We start from the raw sequence: 20,598 nt of genomic DNA on the forward strand, positions 1-20,598 counted from the left end.
GGCGACAAATATGAGTACACAAGCTTTAAAAAAATCAGATTCTAATGATATAAACAAATCTGGTTCTAATAATAAAAAATCAGATTTCAATAATGGAAAGAAATCCAAGCCAAATCTTTCAAAGTGGATGGTAGATAATGTTATCTATGTAGTATTAATTCTACTAGTTGTTGGTATTGTGGCAGCATCCCCAGACTTCTTATCGATAACGAACTTAATTAATATTCTGAGTCAGTCATCTTCCCGTATTATTATTGCTCTAGGGGTTGCTGGTATCTTAATCACAGCAGGGACCGATCTATCAGCAGGGCGTATGGTTGGTCTTGCTGCGGTTATTTCAGCATCAATGCTGCAGGCTGGCGATTACGCCTATAAAATGTATCCTAACTTGCCTGAATTACCGCTTTTTGTTCCAATTTTACTAGCTATGGCTGCAACAGGTCTTATCTCTGCTTTAAATGGTGTGATTGTTTCTAAACTCCACGTTCCCCCGTTCATCGCCACATTAGGGATGATGATCGGTGTTTATGGTTTGACTTCCATTTACTTTGACCGCCCTCCATACGGCGCACAGCCAATCGGTGGGTTAAGTGAAAAGTTTACGACATTTGCTCAACGCGGGATCAAATTAGGCCAATATGAATTCCCGTATCTTATCCTTTACGCTATCATCGTTTCCTTAATTATTTGGGTTGTCTGGAATAAAACTCAGCTCGGTAAAAATATGTACGCCATTGGTGGAAATCCAGAGGCAGCAAAGGTTTCTGGAGTAAACGTTGCAAAGAATCTAATTATTATTTATACAATTGCAGGACTTCTCTATGGCTTAACAGGTACTTTAGAGGCGGGACGTGTAGGCAGTGCAACAAATAATACAGGAAACATGTACGAACTCGACGCGATCGCGGCATGCGTAGTCGGCGGTGTATCCCTTTCAGGTGGGATCGGAACTGTACCAGGGGTAGTCACTGGGGTGTTAATTTTCCAAGTTATTAACTACGGTCTCGCGTTTCTTGGTGTAAGTCCATATATCCAATTCATCGTAAAAGGCTTAATCATTATTGTGGCAGTAGCCTTTGATATGCGCAAACACGCAAAGAAAAGATAATTCCCCTTGTAAAAGGCAGCCTCCTCTAGGAGAGCTGCCTTTTTTGTTATGTTCTTTTTGAAAACGCACCCATCTAAGTTATTCATTCATGAAACACTTCAGTATTATAGAATACCTTTAGAGAAAGGAGAGAGAAGTTCGATAGATGGATAAACACTATATAAAAAGAGTTAAGTAGGATTTAATTGATTTGAATAATAATATATTTCAGAAATATTAAAATTAATAAATAATATACTAGACGAATGAAATTAATTGTATTACAATACTAAATATCATTAATTATTCGACAAAACATACCTTTCTTCGAGACTATTAATTTACGGTTGTTTATGTCAGAAAAATCAGATAAATAGAAAAGGGGAGCGTCATGATGAAGAAGAATTTTGCAAAGATGTTTATGGCTTCAACATTATTGGCTGGTGTATTGGCCGGATGTTCAGGAGCAAAAGATAGCGCGGGCAGCGCAGGAGATTCAATTAAAATCGGTGTGAACTTAGAACTTTCCGGTGGAGTAGCATCTTACGGGGAGTCCCTAGCTTCAGGGATTGATCTAGCAGTTAAAGAGATCAATAAAGAAGGCGGCGTTGACGGCAAGAAAATAGAATTGGTTAAAGTGGATAACAAATCAGAAGCGGCTGAAGCTACGAACGGTGCAATTAAGTTAACAAGCCAAGACAAGGTTGCAGCAATCATTGGTGCTGCTACGAGCGGTGACACGGTTGCACAAGCTGAAATTGCAAATAGTAATAAAACCATCCTTTTATCTCCATCAGGAACAGCACCAAATGTAACTGTAACGGATAAAGGAAAATTAAATGAATATGTCTTCCGTACCTCTTTCATTGATCCATTCCAAGGAACAGTGGCAGCAAACTTTGCAGCTAATAACTTAAAAGTTAAGAATGTAGCAATTTTTGCGGACAGTGCAAGTGACTACGCGAAAGGTTTGGCAGCTTCTTTTAAAGAAACGTTCGAAAAGGCAGGCGGCAAAGTTGTTGCTGAGGAAGCATATGTAGCAAAGGATACAGATTTCCGTGCAACTTTAACACGTATCAAAGCTAAAAATCCAGAATTCATCTTTATCCCTGGTTATTATGAAGAAGTAGGTTTAATTGTTAAGCAAGCCCGTGAATTAGGAATCACTGCTCCATTAATGGGTGCTGATGGCTGGGATTCACCGAAGTTAGTTGAATTAGCAGGTGCAGATGCATTAAACAACACATACATTACAAACCACTACTCTTCTGAAGACAAAGACCAAAAAGTTCAAACATTTGTATCTGCGTTTAAAGAAGCAAACGATGGCAACTCACCTAACGCATTTAATGCCCTTGGTTATGATTCTGTTTATCTGTTAGCAGATGCAATCAAGAGCGCAGGCAGCACAGATTCTGCTAAGATTAAAGAAGCTTTAGAAAAGACGAAAGATCTATCTCTTGTTACAGGTACTGTGACGATCGACAAAAACCACAATCCTATTAAATCAGCTACTGTTTTAGAATATAAAGATGGTAAGCAGGTATTTAATACAAAGGTAGACCCAGAATAAACGACGATTTTATCAAAAAGACTTATTCGCTTGTTTGGCGGATAAGTCTTTTTTTTAGGTTTTCAGGTACAACCCGAAAAGGGCAGTGCGATGGACTTCCGTAAAAACGGAAAATTCCATTTTTGCGGAAAAGTAAAGGTTCGATTTTCCGGAATAACGGAATCATCCTAACCAGGAAGAGTGGCTAGGTGAGATGATTTTTAAAAAAAAGTTGGCACATTTTTTGCATAATTTTAATGCAGGGATCTGAATTATTTATGAGAGATTACTAGACTAAGAGGAGGCAGGCATAATGAGTAAATTATTAGAAGGAAAGACAGCCTTTATTACTGGTTCAGCGAGCGGCATTGGCTTAGAAATTGCAAAAACCTTTGCCCAGGAGGGGGCTAATGTTGTTATTTCCGATTTACACGCAGAAAAAAGTGAACAGGTGGCAGCGGAATTAAGAGCGCAAGGATATGAAGCCTTGGCCGCTCCATGTGATGTGACAAATGAGGATGCTTTTAAAAATAGCATTCAACAGGCATATAAAACATTTGGCCGCCTGGATATCTTAGTGAATAACGCCGGTATGCAGTATGTATCGCCAATCGAAGAATTCCCAACTGAAAAGTTCGAACTTTTAGTAAAGATCATGTTAACCGCTCCGTTCGTCGGCATTAAAAATGTATTTCCAATTATGAAGGAACAGGGTTTTGGAAGAATAATAAATATGGCGTCGATTAATGGGGTCATTGGATTTGCCGGAAAGGCTGCCTATAATAGTGCGAAACATGGGGTGATCGGATTAACAAAGGTGGCGGCACTAGAAGGGGCAGCGAGCGGAATCACTGTTAATGCCCTTTGTCCGGGATATGTCGACACACCGCTGGTTAGAAATCAGTTAGCTGATCTCGCAGCGACCAGAAATGTCAGCTTAGAAAGTGTAATGGACGAGGTCCTCTTACCGCTTGTTCCCCAAAAACGGCTTTTGGCCGTAACAGAAATAGCGGATTATGCCGTCTTTTTAGCAAGTGATAAAGGAAGAGGTATCACCGGCCAAGCCGTTATTTTGGATGGCGGATATACAGCCCAATAACGACAAATAGAGTCCTATTCCGTACTGGATAGGATTCTATTTTTTTTAGAAAAATAAACTTATCTATTTAACAATAGGTTCGTTTGATATAATAATTTATATCCAAGATTGAAAGGTTGTGGATCAATGAACAGTGGAATGGAAGCGATTCCGGTTGATTGGTATGAACAAATTATCAATCTATTAGCGGAAAGAATCGTAGTAACCGACCGTGAGGGTACGATTATTTATATAAATGAAGCCTATTGTGAGTTCTTGGGAACGACAGTGGAAGAGGCGCTCAGCCGGCCAGTACAGGATGTGATTGAGAATTCACGGATGCATATTGTCGCTAAAACAGGCCATAAAGAACTGGACTCCCTTCATCCAATCAATGGAAGTGAAATGATTGCAAACCGCTATCCACTCGTCGTGGATGGGAAGCTTGTAGGCGCCCTTGGGACGGTTATGTTCCGCAGTCCTGAGGAATGGCGGATGTATAAAACAAAGATTCAGCACTTAGTGGAAGAATTAAAATACTATAAGACAAAAGTAGAAAGAGAGTTAACAGGTAAATACTATTTTCATGATTTGATTGGCAAAAGCCAGCCCTTTCTTGAGGCTAAACAGTTGGCGGAGCGGATTTCTGACAGTAATTCCTCCGTTCTTTTAATAGGGGAGTCGGGCACAGGCAAGGAATTGTTTGCCCATGCCATCCATAACCACAGCATCCGTTCCTCTTTGCCATTAGTAGCCATTAACTGTGCCTCCATCCCTGAACATCTCTTTGAATCAGAACTATTTGGTTATGATGATGGGGCGTTTACAGGCGCAAAAAAAGGAGGGAAGAAAGGCCAATTTGAAATAGCTCATAATGGTACTCTTTTTCTAGACGAAGTCGGCGAAATGCCGCTTTCCATGCAAAGTAAACTGCTCCGAGTGCTGCAGGAAAAGGAAGTCCAGAGAGTTGGCGGGCAGAGGTCCATTCCGGTCGATGTCCGTGTCATTGCCGCAACGAATCGTAATCTTGAAAAAATGGTCAATGAAGGAAAGTTCCGGCAGGACTTATACTACCGCTTAAATGTCATTAAAATAGAAATTCCTCCTTTGAAAAAAAGAAAAGAGGATCTAAAGTTAATCTCGCTGCGTCTGCTGCAGAAAATGGAAAGGAAGTTTTTTCGAGCTGGAATTGAACTTTCTGAAGAAGTGCAGCAAAGATTAATTGAACATTCATGGCCAGGGAATATTCGTGAACTTGAAAATGTGCTTGAGCGGGCAATTAATGTCCTTGATGGACAAACGATTGAATTATCCCATCTTCCGTTATATTTACGTGATAAAGAGAGGCAAATTTCTAGCGAGGTTGATCGTATCGCAAGTCAGGAAGACACTGGTAATAAAATACCTTCCTCTATTATTCCATTAAAGGAAAAGCTGGCTCAAGTTGAAAAGGAAGCGATATTGAATGCTTTAGCTGCGGCAAACGGGAATAAACAAAAAGCTGCACAGCTGCTGGAAATAGGGAAAACGAGGTTTTATGAGAAGTGTAAACTCTATAATATAAAATAACCATACTCCAGGATGATAAAGAACAAAAGATGGAGATTATGCCAGGAAATCAATATTTATATAGAAATAGAATGCACTCTAGTTTAAGATAAGAAATATATCCTAATTTGACAAAGTTTGGGTGGGAGTCCGTTGGTTCTTTTAGACTATATTATCAATCTCTCAATTTTCTCACTTTTGGTTTGTGTTCCACTGATAATCGGTTCCTTCCTTCACCATAAGCCGCTAAAAAATTGGCAATATTGGGCAGGGGTTTATGGAGGGATTGTATCTATTATTTTGGTAAGGCTATCCTTTCAACAAGCGGGCTATTCTTACGATATCCGCTATGCTCCTCTCATTTTGATATTTGTCTATTTCGGTCCTCTATCCGGCTGGATAACAGGGTTAATGGCCTTAGGGATGAGATTGCTTGAAAGCGGGCACTGGACACCTGCTATTATTGGATGGATCGTCATTATGGTTTCCTTTTCTGTGATTCATCTCGCCGCGAAACAGCTTACCCATGTGAAAAAAGAGCGTTATTTATTACATAACCTATACTCTGATTTATATCATCTTAGTGCCTATTATTTTTCAAGTATTTACAGATAAAACATTATTTCACTTACAATATCTCATCTTCGTCATGCTGGGAGTGGTGATCGGTGTTCTATTGATTGAGTCCTATGAAAAACTGCACCGGTTAAATCGAAGGTTGTCCGAGATGTACGAGCTCGTGGAAGCAAGTGAAGCGAAATACCGGTTGATTGCAGAGAACACATCTGATTTAATTCTGTTGATGGATAATGAGCATGCTATTAGTTATCTTTCTCCGTCTCATGAAGATGTATTAGGCTATCCATGTGCTGAGTTACAGAAACATAGATGTTTCCAGTTAATTCATCCAGATGATGTATCGATGTTTCAAGATTCCATTCGTAAGATGTTTACATATATGGAGTCCCAATCGATGGAATTACGATTAAAGCATAAGGAAGGATATTGGATTGAATTTGAGTCGAAGTGTATGCCTGTAAAGGGCAGTGAGGATACGGTTGAAAATATTGTCATTATCAGCCGGGATATATCCGAGCGGAAAAAGTCCGAAGAAATTCTATTGCAGTCAGAAAAGCTCTCTATTGTTGGTGAGCTGGCTGCGGGTGTGGCACATGAGATCCGAAATCCACTGACAACGATTAAAGGTTTTGTTCAATTGTATAAGGCAGAAAATCGTTCAAATCACTATAATGATATACTCCTAAGTGAATTAGAGAGAATTGAGGCCATTACAAGTGAGCTTCTTTCACTTGGCAAACCGCAAGCAGTCCAGTTAAACCAAGTGAGTTTGGGGGAGTTATTAGAAAATACGGTCGAACTGCTGCATCCGCAAGCAAATATGAACAATATTCAGTTTGACTTAATGGTCGACGGAGGTCCATTCATTGTTAATGGAGAAAAGAACCAATTAAAACAAGTTTTCTTAAATGTCTTAAAGAATGCCATTGAGGCGATGCCAAATGGCGGGGATATTCAAATTAGACTAAGAGAAGATGGTGAAAATAGTTGTGTGATCTCAGTCCAAGACCATGGCTTGGGGATTCCCGAAGAACTCCTTCCTCGTCTCGGAGAGCCGTTCTACAGTTTGAAAGAAAAAGGAACAGGCCTTGGAGTCATGATCTGCCACAAAATTTTGAAACAGCATCATGGCACTATTACCTACACAAGCAGACTGAAAGAAGGAACCAAGGTCGAAATCAAACTTCCGCTAGCAAGTTGATAACGGTAAAAAGGGTGACAGGCACCGGCCGTGGACTTTGTCCACGACCGGTGCCTGTCACCCTTTTTTCTGGTTACCACAATAAAAACTTTTGCTATATACCCCAGTTTTGGGTGTGGTATATAATGGTGAACTTGGCATATTTATTTATTATCAAACGTTTGATAAACGGTATAGGTAAATGCTGCAGGTTCAGATTGTGTATTTCTAAGTTTACTGATAGGAATGTTGATTTTCTATAAGGAAACAGGGGAGGAATACGATGAATACAGTTCTGATTATTATTAATATCGCTGTCTTACTATTGCTCATGTTTGGTTTATTTGTCATGCAGAAAAAGCATGTGTCGTTTTCAAAACGTGTTTTTAGTGCTTTAGGGTTAGGTATTATTTTTGGTTATATTCTTCATTTGATTTACGGAACGACCCATGAAGTAACCACAAAATCGATTGATTGGTTCAATGTTGTTGGTGTGGGTTATATAAAATTGCTCCAGATGGTTGTGATGCCGCTTGTCTTCATTTCTATTGTTGGGGCATTTACAAAGCTCAAATTAACTAAAAATATTGGTAAAGTTAGTTTTCTTGTAATTGCCATCTTACTTGGGACGACGGCGGTCTCAGCTGCAATTGGAATAGGCTCAGCACTGGGATTTGGTCTTGATGGCATCCATCTGAACGAGGGGGAGGCTGAAAAGGTACGAAATGAGCAATTAACGGAAAGGGCTGCGAGTGTTGATAATATGACCCTTCCACAGCAAATTCTTGAATTAGTGCCTAGTAATCCTTTTCAAGATTTAACTGGGGCGCGGGCAACTTCTACGATTGGTGTGGTTATTTTTGCTGCCTTTATCGGGATTGCCTATCTTGGGGTGAAACGGAAAGATCCTGGGCATGCTGAGTTTTTCGCTAAAATCATTGATACTATTTATTCAATCATTATGAGGGTCGTCACACTCATTCTCCGCCTTACCCCGTATGGAATACTAGCGATTATTACTAAAGTAACCGCCACAAGTGATTATGAAGCGATTGCGAAACTAGGGAAGTTTGTGATTGCCTCTTATGTGGCACTTGTCATTATGTTTGTTGTGCATTTGCTTCTTTTAGCTTTTGCCAAATTAAATCCTTACAGATATGTAAAGAAGGCACTTCCTACCTTGACCTTTGCTTTCACTTCACGTACCAGTGCGGGAACGCTGCCAATGACGATTAAAACACAAAATAAAGATCTGGGTGTCTCGGAAGGAATAGCGAATTTTGCCGGTTCCTTCGGTTTAACAATCGGCCAAAATGGGTGTGCAGGAATCTATCCAGCTATGTTAGCGGTGATGGTTGCTCCGAGTGCAGGGGTTGACCCAACAAGCCTTTCTTTTATTGTGATGTTGATTCTTGTTGTCGCCATAAGTTCATTTGGTGTTGCGGGTGTAGGGGGCGGAGCAACGTTTGCAGCCTTAATTGTTTTATCGGTCATGAACCTTCCGATAGCAATCGTCGGCTTGCTCATATCTGTTGAGCCTCTAATAGATATGGGCCGGACCGCTTTAAATGTAAGCGGGGCAATGACAGCAGGTGTCCTCACAAGCAAAGCAACAGGAGAATTTGACGAAACTGCCTACAAGCAGCCTGATATAATAGAAGCATAAAAATGGTGACAGGCACCATGCGTTATCCTTTTTTGGTGCCTGTCACCATTCTTTTATTTCAATTATCTCGAAATAAAAATAATTGAATTCAAGACAATCCTGTGTTACACTGTGGAGGTGGAAATATAAGCAGCAGAATAATAATTTAGGTCTTTTTAAATGATATTAATAAGCAATTATAAGCAGATTGAATGGAAAGGAAGGGATGAAATGGATAAATTCCACCAAAGCCCGAATACTTATGTAGGTCTGGTTAATATAAAAGTGAAAAATTTAGATTACTCCGTTACGTTTTATCAACAAATAATTGGCCTTAGAGTACTGGACCGAAACGAACGGAGAGCTGTTTTAACTGCTGATGGGAAATCCCCTTTAGTCATTCTTGAAGAACCTGTTGGAGTAATTCCTAAGCCGGAACGGACTTCAGGATTATATCATTTTGCGATTTTACTGCCTTCCCGTGCGGACTTAGGAGCCTTTCTGCGGCACATCATCGAAACTGGCTATCCACTTGGAGCAGGGGACCATTATGTTAGTGAGGCATTGTATCTGAATGATCCAGACGGTAACGGAATCGAAGTTTACCAGGATCGTCCCTCAAGTGAATGGACGTGGAAAAACGGATTAGTTGATATGGCCACTGAAGAAGTGGATGCAGAAGGAATTCTAGCAGCAAGCAGTTCAGAATGGACGGGACTTCCATCTGGCACGGTTATGGGGCATATCCATCTCCATGTTGGCGATCTAGAGAAAGCGAAAGATTTCTATACAAAAGGTCTTGGTTTTGATGTCGTGAGTTACTATCCACAAGCTGTCTTTCTGTCTACTGGCGGTTATCATCATCATGTGGCTATTAATACTTGGCAGGGAGCAGGTGCGCAGGCACCACCCCAAAATAGTATCGGTTTGAATTGGTTTACCCTTGTCTTTCCTGCTGATTCAGCAAGAGAAAAAGTCATCGAGCAGCTTAAGCAGATTGGTGCACCTTTAAAAAAGGAAGAAAACGACTATCTTACAAATGATCCTGCAGGAAATCAAATCCGCTTAACAGTAGGATAAAGGAGAATATCCCCGCTCTTAGGATACAGAGCGGGGATATTTTATTTTGAATCTAATTAATCTCTTATGAGAAAAAGCCCAAAGCGTATTTTATGCCTTCTTCGATCTGGTTGGTTTCATATCCCTGTAAATCTTCATGAGTAATTTCCAACTTTGTTCTAGCTAAGGCATAGCCGCTGTCTAAATTCACATCCAGCAAGACTTCATAACCATTTTCATTTTGGGTAATTTGGATAATATCATAATCGCGAATCGCAGTGCCCGTCTCATACTCAATTGGCTCTAACTCTGACATAATAAAACAGCCCCCCTATTCATCCTTTAAACATCATTATTTTCTTCCCAAACCTATAAAATCATTCGGTGCCTGTCACCATTATTACTACGCGGAGCTTAATTTTGGTGCCTGTCACTGGTTGAAGAGGTTTTTACTAAGAAGGGGCAGAATAATAATATAGTGCTGGTTACTCTCTATGTGTATCCATTTTTTTTATTGCAAAGGTAGTGAGGGTCATGTGTTTGATTTTATTTGCTTATCATGTTCATGAGAAATATAAGCTTATTGTTGCTGCTAATCGTGATGAGTTTTATCAGCGGCCGACTGCACCTGCCCATTTTTGGGAGGATTGCCCCGAAATTCTCGCTGGACGGGATTTAGAGAAGATGGGAACTTGGATGGGTGTTACTTCCAGCGGCCGTTTTGCCGCATTGACGAATTACCGCGATCCAAAAGAGCTAACCGACGGAAAACGTTCACGGGGCGAGTTAGTCGCAGATGCACTGAAATATAAAGGAAACATAGAAGATTATATGAATAATTTAGAGACCCATAAGCATTTATATCCTGGCTATAACTTAGTGTCAGGGGATTTGCATGCATTATATTATTACTCAAATGTTGGCCAAAGGCTGGAAAAGTTAGAGCCAGGGATATATGGTGTCAGCAACCATTTATTAAATAGCAGCTGGCCGAAGGTAGAAAAGGGAAAGAGCGGGATATCGGATATTATTGACGGCAAAAAGGAAGGGCTGGCAGAAGAACTGTTTCTACTCCTGCAAAACACCGATCCTGTCCCAGACGAGAAGCTTCCAAGTACGGGGGTCTCTTTAGACTGGGAACGGATGCTTTCCCCCTTGTTTATTACTAGTAAGGATTATGGAACGAGGAGCTCAACAGTTATGTTAATGTCAGAGAGCCAAATTCAATATATTGAACGCATTTTTACCAAGGAAGGTGTGGACGAAAAGAGACATACTATTGAACTATAAGTTATTTCAACTGATTGAACGATTAATAAATGAAAAAACCAAGTGAGGACAATCTCGACATGAGTCCTCACTTGGTTCTTTATCATTATACCCCAATGACATTCAATGATTGCCGTAACCCTTCTAAAGCAAATCCTGATAGATATCTAAAAACGAATAAAGCAACAATTGGTGAAACATCAATAGGCCCTAGCGGGGGGATGAACCGCCTAAAGAAGCCAAGATAAGGTTCAACGACCTTCGAAATCCATAATCCAATCTTTGAAGACTGGAATTGAGGGAACCATGAGCCAAAAATTGAAATTAGGATTAACCAATAATAGGCATCAAAAGCATATTGTCCAATTAGTAAAATATAAGATCCCAATATAAATCTTCCTTCTTTTTAAGTTTATTTAAGTATATATACGGTAATGTCCACTAAAGGTTTCAAAAAATACCTAGGTTCTACTATTTAAACACAGCTAGCCCTATAATTAAAAACTAATCAAACGATTAGTTAGTTGAACAACAAAACTAATCAATCGTTTAATTAAATGGCTTAAGCGCTGTTAATTCAACAATTATTGGGTCAAAATAATAAACTAAACAAACGTATGATTAATAAATGTAAGGTAAGTTTTATTCTATTTTAAAAAGGGAATTTATTCACAAAGTGCTAGATATACTTTAGGTGAGAAAGGACGTGATTAGATTGAAAAAAAGTTGGCTGGGAATAGGAATCGTAGTTGGGATCATTGTCATTTTAGGACTAATGTTCATGTCCAGCTATAACAGCTTTGTCAATTTAGAAGAAGACGTAAATCAATCTCATGCTCAAATCGAAAATCAACTCCAACGAAGGCTCGATTTAATTCCAAACTTAGTGAGTACGGTAAAAGGCTATGCTGCTCATGAAAAAGAAGTTATTGCCTCTATCTCGGATGCACGTGCACAGCTTGCCGGAGCAAATACCCCCGAAGAAGAAGCTGCAGCTAACGATCAATTATCAGGAGCACTTAGCCGTTTGCTAGTTGTCGTTGAGAATTACCCCAATCTGAAGGCTGACCAGCAATTTACCCAGCTAATGGACGAATTGGCTGGAACAGAAAACAGAATTGCTGTCGCCCGCAAAGATTATAATGAACAAGTAGCAATATTTAATAAAAAAGTGAAAAGATTTCCGGGCTCAATTATTGCAGGAATCGGCGGGTTTGATCAAAAGGAATATTTTAAAGCAGCCCCTAATGCACAAGAAGCACCAAAAGTTGACTTTGGAGGCAACGGGTAATGAGAGCCAAAAATATCTTCAGCTTTCTGTTAGTGTTTACCACTGTACTACTGTGTACAGCCCATGCACTTGCTGAGGATGTCCAAATACCTGCTCCAGCCGGTGATATCTATGTACAAGATACGGCCCATGTCCTAAATGAAACAGAAAAAACAGAACTAATTAATATAGGCAGGAACCTTGAAGACCGAACAACCGCTCAAGTGGCTGTGTTGACCGTCCAAACTATTGGCGACCGACCCATAGAAGAATATGCAAATGAGGCATTCCGCCAATATGGGATTGGCAGTAAGAAAGAGGACAATGGGGTCCTCCTAGTTTTAGCAATGAAGGAACACAAAATCAGGATTGAGGTAGGTTACGGTCTCGAGGGAAGAATTCCAGATGCTAAAGCCGGCCGAATCTTAGATCAATATGCTATTCCTTATTTGAAAAATAACCAGCCGAACCAGGCCGTTATGGGAACATATAAAGCACTGGCCAATGAGGTCCTTGCCGAATATAACGGTGGTGACGGCCAAAAGACAGTACCGCAGGATGAAGGGATAGGAATTCCTTCGTGGCTTCTCATCATCATTGTTCTTGTTGTGGTAGTTTTAGACTTTAAATTTTTCGGAGGCACCTTGACTTATTTCCTTCTATCCATTCTGTCACGAGGCGGCGGCAGAGGCGGAGGAGGTGGGTCCCGCGGCGGTGGGGGCGGCTCCTCTGGCGGCGGCGGTGCAAGCAGAGGCTGGTAGCAAAAAAGATGCTCTTTAGGTTAAGAGCATCTTTTTCAATCATAAGATGTATTTTGCAGAACTTTTCTTTTTCTTTTATAAGTATAGAAAATAAGGATACCTGCCAGGAAGAGGACAATAAGGTAAATGCTATACCTGGAAATATAGGTTGCAACAATGGTCCAGTTGCCGCCAAGGATTCTTCCTATAGTGATAAAGGTAAAACACCACAGGATGGAACCTAGATAAGCGAACAAGGCAAATTTTTTATAAGAGTAATTATTTATGCCTGCGAGATAGGCGGTAATATGCCGAACTCCAGGAATAAAAAAGCCGAAGACTAAAAGGAATGGTCCAAATTTATTGAATAGTTTTTTCGTCCGTTTGATTTTTACTTCGCTGATATGCAGTTTGGGTCCAAACTTATGTAAAAATGGCGCTCCAAGCGTGATGCCTAATATAAAGCTCAGTGTGATTCCGCAGCTTGCCCCCAAGTAGGCGCATAAGAGTGACGGCAGGTACGCTAATTTACCTGCAAAAACATTATAGCCTACATAAGTAAGAAGAACCTCATCAGGGATTGGCAAGCCAATGATTCCCCCAATTAAAGCACAAATGATCCCTAGATAGCCGAAATGGTCGAGAAGTTGATTTAAATACTCCATCCACTGCACATCCTATAATCATTTATAAAAAATCCGCTGCCACATAGTATCTACTAAATAGTATCTACAAAAATTTCAATTTTTATGTGGTGCCTGTCACCATTTTCCACTTAAGCCCTGAATATAGATTAATAAATGTCTTATTGGAGGGTGTGGATATGCCAATTGAATGGAATGAAGAAGATCGAGTGTTTCATTTATATAATGGGAAAATCAGTTATATGATTCAACTGGTTCATGGGAAGTATTTAGCTCATTTGCATTGGGGCAGTCAGGTTCAGGTGCTTCAGCCTTCAGAAATATTATCATTTAAAGGTAGAGCGTTTTCGCCGGCTAACGAACCAACAGACCCTCGATTTTCACTGGATACACTTCCGCAGGAATATCCGGCTTTTGGAAATGGGGATTTCCGAACGCCAGCTTATCAGTTTCAGTGTCCTGACGGAACGACGGTCACGGAATTTGTCTATGATTCCTATCAAATTTTAAAAGGAAAGCCGTCTTTAAAAGGCTTGCCGATGGCCTATGTTGAAGATGACGAGGAAGCAGATACCCTATTAATAACTTTGGTAGATTCATTTCTCGGAGTTGGGCTGAACTTATATTACACGATTTATCGGGATTTTGATGTCATCACTAGGTCAGTCTTCTTTGAAAACTTAGGAAGCGGAGCGGTGGATATACAAAAATGTATGAGCATGTCGCTCGATTTTCATGACTCAAATTGGGACTGGCTGCATCTGCAAGGAACATGGGCACGGGAGCGGCATATCGAACGAAGACCCCTGACCCATGGTGTTCAATCCATTTCTTCTTCACGGGGGGCAAGCAGTCACCAGCATAATCCCTTTTTAGCCTTATTATCAAAAGATGCAACCGAAGAGTATGGAGATGTTTACGGGATCAGTTTGGTTTACAGCGGGAATTTCTTGGCGTCCATTGAGACAGACCCATTTGAGACGACCCGAATCAGCATGGGGATTAATCCGTTTAATTTTTCCTGGCGGTTGGAACCGGGGGAGACTTTTCAAACACCTGAAGTGCTGATGGTTTATTCGTCAGAGGGGCTAGGAGGGATGTCGAGAGTTTTCCATAAAGTCATTCGAAGCCGGGTGTCCCGCGGAGTGTATCGGGATCAAACACGGCCGATTCTCATCAATGATTGGGAAGCTACCTATTTTCGGTTTACTGAAAACAAATTAAAAGAAATTGCTAATGCGGCAAAGGGACTTGGAATCGAACTGTTTGTACTGGATGATGGCTGGTTTGGCCATCGAGACGATGATAAGAGCTCGCTTGGGGATTGGATCGTCAACAGAAAAAAACTGCCGCATGGATTACACGGATTAGGGGGTTATTTGAATGATAGGGGGATGAAATTTGGATTGTGGGTGGAACCGGAAATGGTTTCGCCTGATAGCGATTTGTACCGAAAGCATCCTGATTGGTGTCTGCATGTAGCGGGGAGAAATCGGACACTTTCGAGGAATCAGCTTGTCTTAGATTTAAGCAGGGAAGATGTGTGTGAATGGCTGATTGATACGCTCACCAATCTTTTTCAAAGTGCCCCGATTTCTTATGTGAAATGGGATATGAACCGGAATATGACAGAGGTGGGTTCCGCGGCATTGCCTGCCAAAAGACAGAAGGAGACAGCGCATCGTTATATGCTGGGGTTGTACCGTGTTTTGGAAGTCTTAACAAAACGCTTTCCGGAGATATTGTTTGAAAGCTGCTCAGGCGGGGGCGGCCGATTTGACCTAGGGATGCTTTTTTATATGCCGCAAACTTGGACGAGCGATAATACGGATGCCGCAGAAAGATTGAAAATCCAATTTGGAACAAGTCTGGTTTATCCGGCCATCAGCATGGGGGCCCATGTATCGGATGTTCCGAATCATCAGGTGGGAAGGTCGACATCGTTACAGATGAGGTGTCATGTTGCCATGGCGGCCAATCTGGGCTTTGAATCAAATATCGATAAATTAAGCAGGGAGGAGAAGGAATTAATCAAACAGGAGATTCAGTTTTACCATCAGATAAAGGAGATTGTTCTGTTTGGTGATTTGTTTCGGCTGTTAAGTCCCTTTGAAGGTGAGGATACGGCTTTGATGTATGTGAATCACAATCAGGAGCAGGCTGTTGTTTTTTATTATAAGACGCTGGCTAAACCGAATCCGCCATTTTTACGGTTAAAATTAAGGGGTCTGAATCCAAAGCTGAATTACAAATTAAAGTATGATGATCGGGTCTTTTATGGGGATGAGCTGATGAAAATTGGACTGACTCTGCCTTTAATTAAGAAAGACTTTTTTTCAAGAATCTATTATTTTGAGAGTTGTTGATTTATTGAAGATGAGTGAAATTTTAATATCTTCTGTAAATTAACTCCCTTAAGGATTAAAATGATTAATAAGATAGATTACCAGCGACATGGTTTTGGAGGGAGTTTTTAGGATGAATCTTTATGAGGAATTGTTAGCTATTATCGGGGATCACGAGCGGGTTTCAATTAATGAAACTATTTTAGAACAGCACGGTAAAGGGGAGGCCTATCATAAACCGTCAAGTCCGGATGCGGTCGTGTTTCCTAGAACAAAAGAAGAAATAAGCAAACTTGCCCAATTCGCTAGTGAGCATGGTATTCCCCTCGTACCGTATGGGGCGGGAACCAGCTTAGAAGGGCATATCATACCGGCCGAAGGCGGAATTAGTCTAAACTTTCAATTGATGAATCAAATTTTGTCCATACGGCCTGAAGACCTTCAAGTGACGGTGCAGCCAGGAGTAACAAGAAATCAACTGAATCAGGCTCTGAAAAAATATGGCTTATTTTTCCCAACGGATCCTGGGGCTGATGCCTCGATAGGGGGGATGGCTGCCACGAACGCCAGTGGTACAAACAGCGTAAAATACGGAGTGATGAGGGATCAGGTCCTTGGATTAGAGGTAGTTTTAGCAGATGGGTCGATCATTCATCCAGGAGGGAAATCGTTTAAATCTTCAGCGGGCTACAATCTAACAGGTTTGTTTGTAGGCTCCGAAGGGACACTCGGGATATTTACAGAAATAACGTTAAAGCTGCGGGGGATTCCGGAGGTAACGTCTGCTGTGAAAGCTGTGTTTCCTTCTATTGAGGCTGCCGGAATTGCCGCAGCAATTCTCTTAAATGCGGGTCTTGCCATCGGGAAAATAGAGCTGGTGGATGAGAAAACGATTCAAGCAGTTAATAAGTTTAAGAGTACCGACTATAGAGAGGAACCAACTCTTTTCCTAGAGTTTAGCGGAAATGAACCGGAAGTTACATATAGTGTTGAGATGATGCAGGAAATCTTAAAGGAGGAGGAATGTATTTCTTTTGAATTTGAGAATGACTCGTTAAAGAGGGCGCAGTTATGGGAGGCAAGGCACCATGCCGCATTTGCGATTCAGGCTGCCAATCCTGGGAAGCTCTTAATGTTTACTGATGTATGCGTTCCGTTATCGGAACTGGCTGGGGCTTTAAGGCAGACAAGGGAAGTGATTGAGAAATATAGCTTAGAGGGAGCTGTTTTAGGTCATGTTGGCGATGGCAATTACCATGCTTGTTTACCGATCGATCCAAACAGTGAAGAAGAGTTAGAAGTGGTTGAAGAAGTTCATCACCAAATTGTTTCCTATGCTCTATCAAAAGGGGGAACATGCACCGGGGAACATGGAATAGGCATTGGTAAGAAGGCCTTCCTCCAGGAAGAACACGGAGACCTGATCCCAATCATGGAAATGATCAAAAACAACCTCGATCCCAAAAACATCCTAAACCCGGGGAAAATATTCTAAAGGCGAGGCATTTTCTTCAAACAACAGATTGGTTATAAAGTTTAACATAATGAAAGGGTTGGAAATGGTGACAGGCACCATTTCCAACCCTGCTATGTTGTTTAGGGTTTAGAAATCGAAGTTATCTGGGTCGGGGCCGACGCGCAGGTTCTGGTTTAGTTTGTTTAGTTGGTCCATTTCTGCTTTGGTTAATTCAAAGTCAAACAGGTCCGCGTTTTCAATGATGCGATGTTCTTTTGTTGATTTGGGTATTGTAACGACACCGTTTTGCAGGTCCCATCGCAGAATAACTTGTGCGGTTGACTTGTTATACTTATTAGCAATGTCTTGAATAATGGGCTGGTCTAATAGTTGCCCTTGCATTAATGGCGACCAAGCTTCCAACTGGATTCCATGCTCCTTGCAAAAGGTGCGAACTTCTTCCTGGGTTAACCGAGGATGGTATTCTACCTGATTGATCATTGGCTTGATCTCGGCATTTGTCATTAGATTCTCTAGATGATGGACTTGGAAGTTGCTTACTCCGATTGCCTTTACTCTGCCTTCTTTATAGAGGGTTTCCAGCGCACGCCATGCCTCTTTATATTTTCCTTCAACAGGCCAATGAATAAGGTATAAATCTATATAATCCAAACCTAGCTTCTGCAAGCTAATTTCATATGCTTTAAGTGTTTCTTCGTATCCTAAGTCACTGTTCCAAACCTTAGAGGTGACAAAAAGATCTTCCCTAGTAATGCCGGCTTCTCGAATCCCTTCTATGATGGCTCTCCCTACACCTTCTTCATTTCCATAGATTGCTGCTGTATCAATACTCCGGTAACCATGCTTAATGGCGAATTTAACTGCATTAACGAGTTCAGGCCCTTCTTCTACTTTAAATACCCCAAGCCCAAGCCAAGGCATTTTTACTCCATTATAAAGTGTTGTTGTATCTTGTAAGTGGTTGTTAACCATTAATAATCATCCTCCAAATTTATTTTTTCATGAAGAGGAGGGAGAATTCTATTTTCCCCCGCTCCCTAACAAATAGAATACTAACTAACTTTTAAATCTTTATTTTCAGCTTCCGCATGATCCTTGCTCTCAAGTTTCCAGCTCCAGCCCGTAAGCAGGACAGCTGCTAGGACCATTAATGCTCCAATCCAAGTAGTATGGATTAATCCGATGGAATCGGTAATGACTCCGCCCAAATAGGAACCAATTGCAATGCCGGCATTAAAGGCGGCAATATTAATAGCCGAGGCGACATCAACCGCAGCAGGCACAAACCGTTCTGCTAGCATAACCACGTATACTTGTAATCCAGGAACATTCATAAAAGCCAATAATCCCATGAAGAAAATGGTTATTAATCCGGCAGCCTTAAACGGAGCTGTAAATTGCAGAATAAATAAAATAACCGCTTGAACAATAAACATATAAAATAGTGCCTTAATAGGGTTTTTATTAGACAGCTTTCCTCCAATGGTATTCCCAATGGCAATCGCAATCCCATAAACAAGTAAAATGACAGCAACGGTGCCTTCCTTAAATCCTGTTATATCCTGCAAAATGGGGGATAGGTATGTAAAGACCACAAACGTACCTCCGTATCCGAGTGCAGTAATAATAAATAACAGCAATAACCGGCCGTTGGTTATCAATTTTATCTGATCGCTAAATTTTGCCGGTACCCCTTTACGTAAATTAGCTGGAACAAGGATACTGTTTGCGAGAAAGGCGATTATTCCAACCACGATAATGATAATAAATGCCATCCGCCAGCCGAATTGCTGGCCAATGAAAGTACCAAACGGTACCCCTGTAACGGTTGCAATCGTCAAGCCAGAAAACATGATTGCTATGGCGCTAGCCCTTCGGTTCTCTGGTACTAAATCTGCAGCAATCGTTGACCCGATCGACATAAACACTCCATGGGAAAAGGCTGAGATCACACGAGCGGCAAGTAATACCCCTATGCTATTGCTGCTTGCTGCTAACCCATTCCCGATAATAAAAATTACCATGATCCAAAGTAACAAGGCTTTTCTTGACATCCTTGAGGTTAGTGAGGTTAGGATGGGCGCTCCAAATGTTACACCTAACGCATATAAAGAGACAGTTAATCCGGCTGTTGTAACGGGTATTTGCAAATCTTGTGAAATGAGAGGCAGAAGCCCTACACTGATAAATTCAGTGGTTCCGATCGCAAACGCACTTACTGCTAATGCCAAAAGAGCGTAAGTAACTCTTTTTTTCTCTATAGTCATTTGTTTATCTCCTCCTAAAAATGGTTTCTATTGAATGAAAGGCTTGCTTAAAGCAAAACTAAAAATGATCTGAAATGGGATATTTCAACCGGCAAATGTTATTATGGGATATATGAGTAAAAAGGAAAAGAACGCACTTTAAAGTAATATAGACACCAAAAAGTGTGATAGGTACCTTTTAGTACCTATAAAAACGGAGGATAAGAAATATGAAAAGAAGGAAATACAATATATCGGTTGAAGCGACATTAGAGGTGATCGGGGGAAAGTGGAAATGTGTGATTCTCTGTCATTTAACACATGGCAAGAAACGAACGAGTGAGCTAAAAAGGCTGATGCCTGATATTACCCAAAAGATGTTAACTCAACAGTTAAGAGAATTAGAAGAAGATGGCGTGATTAACAGGATTGTATATAATCAAGTACCTCCCAAGGTAGAGTATGAGCTAAGTGAATATGGCCAGAGCTTGCAAGGTATATTAGATTCCCTATGTACATGGGGAGCAAACCATATTACCAGAGTATACGGGGATCTTTCAGTCTTAGATGAGAATGTATTAAATGAGCCGTTAAAGTAGGCAAAAACCATTGGGGAACAAGATTTTCCTTGTGTGAATTATATTTTTGCCTAAATTTTCTGTTTGACGTTTTCGAGCTCTTTCACTATTATTAAGAAGTTGAGAATACCCGTACTTAAAACGGGAGAGGTTCATAGCTGATACCCTCTATAAAAAACTATGGATACATGACTTTAATGCCATGTCCATACAGGACGTGGCTTTTTGTTTTTTATCCCTAGGTTTTCATAGGAACTCCAGGATGCTCAGCTGTAACTATCTTAAAAAAAGTGTGGGAACA

19 protein-coding genes and 1 riboswitch are annotated in these 20,598 nt (G+C 40.8%); of the genes, 14 read left to right on the forward strand and 5 right to left on the reverse strand.

The annotated features are described in order from the left end of the window. Positions 1-10 precede the first annotated feature (10 nt). The 8 genes from mglC to GXK58_RS16860 all read left to right on the forward strand — a co-directional run bounded on the left by mglC (position 11) and on the right by GXK58_RS16860 (position 9,749). Positions 11-1,108 carry a galactose/methyl galactoside ABC transporter permease MglC gene (gene mglC / locus GXK58_RS16830; RefSeq protein WP_272928162.1) on the forward strand — a complete coding sequence of 366 codons (1,098 nt, stop codon included), beginning with the start codon at positions 11-13 and terminating at the stop codon, positions 1,106-1,108. Between the two features lie 373 nt (positions 1,109-1,481). Then, positions 1,482-2,660, forward strand: coding sequence for an ABC transporter substrate-binding protein (locus tag GXK58_RS16835; protein WP_202171386.1), 1,179 nt, complete (start codon positions 1,482-1,484; stop codon positions 2,658-2,660). A gap of 292 nt (positions 2,661-2,952) precedes the next feature. Continuing rightward, on the forward strand, positions 2,953-3,738 hold the full coding sequence (locus GXK58_RS16840) for a 3-hydroxybutyrate dehydrogenase (protein ID WP_160724326.1): 786 nt from the start codon (positions 2,953-2,955) through the stop codon (positions 3,736-3,738). Between the two features lie 126 nt (positions 3,739-3,864). Continuing rightward, the gene (locus GXK58_RS16845; RefSeq protein WP_160724327.1) at positions 3,865-5,286 is read left to right on the forward strand and encodes a sigma-54 interaction domain-containing protein; all 1,422 of its coding nucleotides are present in this window, start codon (positions 3,865-3,867) and stop codon (positions 5,284-5,286) included. Between the two features lie 132 nt (positions 5,287-5,418). Next, complete coding sequence (locus GXK58_RS27295) at positions 5,419-5,880, forward strand: LytS/YhcK type 5TM receptor domain-containing protein (RefSeq protein ID WP_237389700.1); 462 nt, start codon at positions 5,419-5,421, stop codon at positions 5,878-5,880. A gap of 46 nt (positions 5,881-5,926) precedes the next feature. Next, positions 5,927-7,045 carry an ATP-binding protein gene (locus tag GXK58_RS16850; RefSeq protein WP_237389701.1) on the forward strand — a complete coding sequence of 373 codons (1,119 nt, stop codon included), beginning with the start codon at positions 5,927-5,929 and terminating at the stop codon, positions 7,043-7,045. Positions 7,046-7,307: 262 nt separating this feature from the next. Continuing rightward, positions 7,308-8,690 (forward strand): L-cystine transporter, encoded by a 1,383-nt coding sequence (locus GXK58_RS16855; protein ID WP_160724328.1) that lies wholly within the window; start codon positions 7,308-7,310, stop codon positions 8,688-8,690. Positions 8,691-8,900: 210 nt separating this feature from the next. After that, the gene (locus GXK58_RS16860; protein WP_160724329.1) at positions 8,901-9,749 is read left to right on the forward strand and encodes a VOC family protein; all 849 of its coding nucleotides are present in this window, start codon (positions 8,901-8,903) and stop codon (positions 9,747-9,749) included. Between the two features lie 64 nt (positions 9,750-9,813). Here GXK58_RS16860 and GXK58_RS16865 read toward each other — a convergent pair whose 3' ends face one another. Continuing rightward, the gene (locus tag GXK58_RS16865) at positions 9,814-10,044 is read right to left on the reverse strand and encodes a hypothetical protein (protein WP_160724330.1); all 231 of its coding nucleotides are present in this window, start codon (positions 10,042-10,044) and stop codon (positions 9,814-9,816) included. A 218-nt stretch (positions 10,045-10,262) separates the two neighbouring features. Here GXK58_RS16865 and GXK58_RS16870 point away from each other — a divergent pair, with 218 nt between their 5' ends. Continuing rightward, positions 10,263-11,018, forward strand: a complete 756-nt coding sequence (locus GXK58_RS16870) for an NRDE family protein (RefSeq protein ID WP_160724331.1) — start codon at positions 10,263-10,265, stop codon at positions 11,016-11,018. 85 nt (positions 11,019-11,103) lie between these two features. On the opposite strand, the gene GXK58_RS16875 is transcribed toward GXK58_RS16870, so the two are convergent. Further along, entirely contained in the window at positions 11,104-11,385 is a 282-nt protein-coding gene (locus GXK58_RS16875) for a YggT family protein (RefSeq protein WP_160724332.1), read from the reverse strand. A gap of 387 nt (positions 11,386-11,772) precedes the next feature. Here GXK58_RS16875 and GXK58_RS16880 point away from each other — a divergent pair, with 387 nt between their 5' ends. Both GXK58_RS16880 and GXK58_RS16885 read left to right on the forward strand, forming a co-directional pair. Continuing rightward, the gene (locus GXK58_RS16880) at positions 11,773-12,288 is read left to right on the forward strand and encodes a LemA family protein (RefSeq protein ID WP_442862483.1); all 516 of its coding nucleotides are present in this window, start codon (positions 11,773-11,775) and stop codon (positions 12,286-12,288) included. Next, complete coding sequence (locus tag GXK58_RS16885; protein WP_160724334.1) at positions 12,288-13,028, forward strand: TPM domain-containing protein; 741 nt, start codon at positions 12,288-12,290, stop codon at positions 13,026-13,028. Before GXK58_RS16880 ends, GXK58_RS16885 begins: the two co-directional genes overlap by 1 nt. Positions 13,029-13,063: 35 nt before the next feature. Here GXK58_RS16885 and GXK58_RS16890 read toward each other — a convergent pair whose 3' ends face one another. Further along, positions 13,064-13,672 (reverse strand): DedA family protein, encoded by a 609-nt coding sequence (locus GXK58_RS16890; RefSeq protein ID WP_160724335.1) that lies wholly within the window; start codon positions 13,670-13,672, stop codon positions 13,064-13,066. Between the two features lie 158 nt (positions 13,673-13,830). On the opposite strand from GXK58_RS16890, the gene GXK58_RS16895 reads away from it, so the two are divergent. Both GXK58_RS16895 and GXK58_RS16900 read left to right on the forward strand, forming a co-directional pair. Beyond that, positions 13,831-16,017, forward strand: a complete 2,187-nt coding sequence (locus tag GXK58_RS16895; RefSeq protein WP_160724336.1) for an alpha-galactosidase — start codon at positions 13,831-13,833, stop codon at positions 16,015-16,017. A gap of 112 nt (positions 16,018-16,129) precedes the next feature. Next, positions 16,130-17,491, forward strand: a complete 1,362-nt coding sequence (locus tag GXK58_RS16900; protein WP_160724337.1) for an FAD-binding oxidoreductase — start codon at positions 16,130-16,132, stop codon at positions 17,489-17,491. 108 nt (positions 17,492-17,599) lie between these two features. Here the strand turns inward: GXK58_RS16900 and GXK58_RS16905 are convergent, their stop codons facing one another. Continuing rightward, positions 17,600-18,445 (reverse strand): aldo/keto reductase, encoded by an 846-nt coding sequence (locus GXK58_RS16905; protein ID WP_160724338.1) that lies wholly within the window; start codon positions 18,443-18,445, stop codon positions 17,600-17,602. 80 nt (positions 18,446-18,525) lie between these two features. Beyond that, on the reverse strand, positions 18,526-19,740 hold the full coding sequence (locus GXK58_RS16910) for an MFS transporter (protein ID WP_160724339.1): 1,215 nt from the start codon (positions 19,738-19,740) through the stop codon (positions 18,526-18,528). A gap of 209 nt (positions 19,741-19,949) precedes the next feature. Between GXK58_RS16910 and GXK58_RS16915 the strand changes: the two genes are divergently transcribed. Then, a complete protein-coding gene (locus GXK58_RS16915) occupies positions 19,950-20,318 on the forward strand; it encodes a winged helix-turn-helix transcriptional regulator (protein ID WP_160724340.1) in 369 nt (122 codons plus the stop codon). 120 nt (positions 20,319-20,438) lie between these two features. After that, positions 20,439-20,485: riboswitch (PreQ1 riboswitch) on the forward strand. Positions 20,486-20,598 lie beyond the last annotated feature (113 nt).

Source organism: Bacillus sp. USDA818B3_A, from assembly GCF_009928415.1.
GTDB lineage: Bacteria > Bacillota > Bacilli > Bacillales > Cytobacillaceae > Neobacillus.

Bases quoted from the DNA above. Each gene is read 5' to 3' on its own strand.
- GXK58_RS16895 (WP_160724336.1), top strand. From the start codon at position 13,831: ATGCCAATTGAATGGAATGAAGAAGATCGAGTGTTTCATTTATATAAT.
- GXK58_RS16900 (WP_160724337.1), top strand. From the start codon at position 16,130: ATGAATCTTTATGAGGAATTGTTAGCTATTATCGGGGATCACGAGCGG.
- mglC (WP_272928162.1), top strand. From the start codon at position 11: ATGAGTACACAAGCTTTAAAAAAATCAGATTCTAATGATATAAACAAA.
- GXK58_RS16840 (WP_160724326.1), top strand. From the start codon at position 2,953: ATGAGTAAATTATTAGAAGGAAAGACAGCCTTTATTACTGGTTCAGCG.
- GXK58_RS16885 (WP_160724334.1), top strand. From the start codon at position 12,288: ATGAGAGCCAAAAATATCTTCAGCTTTCTGTTAGTGTTTACCACTGTA.
- GXK58_RS16870 (WP_160724331.1), top strand. From the start codon at position 10,263: ATGTGTTTGATTTTATTTGCTTATCATGTTCATGAGAAATATAAGCTT.
- GXK58_RS16865 (WP_160724330.1), bottom strand. From the start codon at position 10,044: ATGTCAGAGTTAGAGCCAATTGAGTATGAGACGGGCACTGCGATTCGC.
- GXK58_RS16880 (WP_442862483.1), top strand. From the start codon at position 11,773: ATGTTCATGTCCAGCTATAACAGCTTTGTCAATTTAGAAGAAGACGTA.
- GXK58_RS16910 (WP_160724339.1), bottom strand. From the start codon at position 19,740: ATGACTATAGAGAAAAAAAGAGTTACTTACGCTCTTTTGGCATTAGCA.
- GXK58_RS16915 (WP_160724340.1), top strand. From the start codon at position 19,950: ATGAAAAGAAGGAAATACAATATATCGGTTGAAGCGACATTAGAGGTG.
- GXK58_RS16905 (WP_160724338.1), bottom strand. From the start codon at position 18,445: ATGGTTAACAACCACTTACAAGATACAACAACACTTTATAATGGAGTA.
- GXK58_RS16845 (WP_160724327.1), top strand. From the start codon at position 3,865: ATGAACAGTGGAATGGAAGCGATTCCGGTTGATTGGTATGAACAAATT.
- GXK58_RS16855 (WP_160724328.1), top strand. From the start codon at position 7,308: ATGAATACAGTTCTGATTATTATTAATATCGCTGTCTTACTATTGCTC.
- GXK58_RS16835 (WP_202171386.1), top strand. From the start codon at position 1,482: ATGAAGAAGAATTTTGCAAAGATGTTTATGGCTTCAACATTATTGGCT.
- GXK58_RS16890 (WP_160724335.1), bottom strand. From the start codon at position 13,672: ATGGAGTATTTAAATCAACTTCTCGACCATTTCGGCTATCTAGGGATC.
- GXK58_RS16860 (WP_160724329.1), top strand. From the start codon at position 8,901: ATGGATAAATTCCACCAAAGCCCGAATACTTATGTAGGTCTGGTTAAT.